Raw genomic sequence first — 2,311 nt, forward strand, 5'->3', positions numbered from 1 at the left:
TATAGCGCGACAATCAGGGTGAGATCAGCGCGACAATCAGGATGAGAATCCTTGGCCGCGACACAGGGACGATGGCCGTTTGTGTTGCCGCGGGCAAGGGGTTTGTCGCTCGGGCTTGTCGCGGAGCGTCAATCTGCGGTCATGTCCACCGGTGACGCCTTTTGTGGAGGCCGCCCGGGTCCCTTGGCTCTTTCTGCAGCCTTGCGCCGATAGCTTTCCACATTCATCTCGAAGATGGTCGCGTGGTGGACCAGCCGGTCGACGGCAGCCAGCGTCATCGCCGGGTCGGGGAAGATCGTGTCCCAGGCGCCGAAAGGCTGGTTGGCGGTGATCAGCATGGAGCGGCGTTCGTAGCGCGCGCTGATAAGCTCGAAGAGCACGCTGGTCTCAGACTGGTCCTTGGTGACATAGGCGATGTCGTCGAGGATCAGCAGGTGGAACTTGTCGAGCTTGGCGATGGCGCTTTCGAGGGCGAGATCGCGGCGGGCCTGCTGGAGCTTCTGGACCAGATCCGTGGTGCGGGTGAAGAGTACGCGGTAGCCATTTTCCACCAGCGCCAACCCGATGGCGGAACTGAGATGCGACTTGCCCACCCCCGGCGGGCCGAACAGCAGGATGTTGTCGCCCTTGCCGATCCAGCTGTCGCCGGCGGTGATGGCATTGACATGCGCCTTGGACACCATGGGAACGGCGGCGAAGTCGAATGTCTCAAGGGTCTTGCCGGGCAACAGGCGGGCCTGGGCGAGGTGGCGCTCGATCCGGCGACGGTCGCGTTCGGCCAATTCATGTTCCACCAGGGCGCTGAGCAGGCGGGCGGCGCGCCAGCCTTCCTTGTCGGCCTGTTCGGCGAAGCGAGGCCAGAGCACCTTGATGGCGGGCAAACGCAGCTCGTTCAGGGCAAGGGTGAGACGGGCGGCATCGATCTCGTGCGATGTCATGCTGCCGCCTCCTCGGTGATCGTGACATCACCCACCAGCCGGTCGTAGGACGACAGGTCGGCCAGCTGCACGCTGATCCCCGGCAGAGTCTCGGGCGGCGGCGCAAAGAGCGCGCGCAGGGCCTGGATGTCGGGCAGCCGTCGCTGGCGCAGATCCTCGTCGAGCTGGGCGGCCAGTTCGGCTTCACAGCCGCGGTCATGGGCCAGTGCCAGAAGATCGACCGCCATCCGGCAGGCCGTCTTCTCGCTGGTCTGTTCCAGCAGCGCCGCGAACATGTCTCGGAAGGCCCGGCGCGGAAACAGCTGGTCCCGATAGACCAGCCCCATCAACGCCATGGGCTTTCTGCGCAGCGAATGGATGACGTGCCGGTAGTTGACCACGTGTCCGTGGCTGCCACTGGGCGTGGCGCGTCCGCGGGGCAGCGTCTGCAGGAAGGTGGCGCCGAGAAACAGTTCGAGCCGGTCATCGTAGAGCCGGACCCGCAGCTGATGCCCGATCAGCCGGGAAGGCACGGTGTAGAAGACCTTGCGCAGCAAAAAACCGCCCGAAGATGTGACGCGCACCGTGACTTCCTCGTGATCCGTGGTCCGGCGGTCAGGCAGAGGTTTGAGGCTGGCGCGCTCGATGTCGATGCGCTTGGCATTGCGGGCGTTGATCCGGCCCACGATCTCGTCGATGAAGGCGCGATAGGCGCCCAGGGTCTCGAAGTCGCGGGAGCCGCGCATGATGAGCGCGTCCTCGATGGCGCGCTTCAGATGGCCGTGAGGGCTTTCGATGGCGCCGTTCTCATGCGCCACCCCCTTGGTATTGCGCGACGGCGTCATCCCGTAATGGCGGCACAACGCGTCGACGCGGTCGGTCAGATCGGCCTGGGCGGATCGATCGAGGTTCTTGAAAGCCGCTGAAAGGCTGTCGGTCCGGTGCTCCCGCGGGACGCCGCCCAGCGACCAGAGCGCGTTCTGCAATCCTTCCGCCAGCGCCACGTAGCTTTCGCCCCCCAGCACGACATGGGCGTGCTCGAAGCCGGAATAGGCCAGCCGAAAATGATACAGCCGATGATCCAGCGGCTGCCCGGCAACCGTCACGCACAGCTTGCCGGTCGCGGTGAAATCCGACAGGCCCATCCTGCCCGGCGTGTGGATTTGGCGAAAGATCACTTCCTGCTCGGGGCCGTGTTCGGCCCGCCAGGCGCGTATGCGCCGCTCCAGGGTCCGCCGAATGCCCGGACTCAGGTCGGGGTGCCGACGCAGGAGCTCTTCAAAGATGGCAACCGGCCGCAAACCGGGAGAAGACGTCAACAGCGGAACAACCTCTGCGTCGAAGATCTCCGCCAGCGGGTCCGGCCGACGCCGGCCACGCGGCGGCTTCTTTTG

2 protein-coding genes are annotated in these 2,311 nt (G+C 65.4%); both read right to left on the reverse strand.

From position 1 onward, the window contains the following. Positions 1–128: 128 nt before the first annotated feature. The gene (gene istB / locus PVW49_RS23570) at positions 129–938 is read right to left on the reverse strand and encodes an IS21-like element helper ATPase IstB (RefSeq protein WP_274563511.1); all 810 of its coding nucleotides are present in this window, start codon (positions 936–938) and stop codon (positions 129–131) included. Then, positions 935–2,311 (reverse strand): IS21 family transposase (gene istA, locus PVW49_RS23575; protein ID WP_274591789.1); only part of this gene is annotated, 1,377 nt, incomplete at its 5' end. The genes istB and istA, both read right to left, overlap by 4 nt.

It is taken from the genome of Marinovum sp. PR37 (assembly GCF_028807375.1).
Classification (GTDB): domain Bacteria; phylum Pseudomonadota; class Alphaproteobacteria; order Rhodobacterales; family Rhodobacteraceae; genus Marinovum; species Marinovum algicola.

Coding starts and splice junctions, on each gene's coding strand:
- istB (WP_274563511.1), bottom strand. CDS start 938: ATGACATCGCACGAGATCGATGCCGCCCGTCTCACCCTTGCCCTGAAC.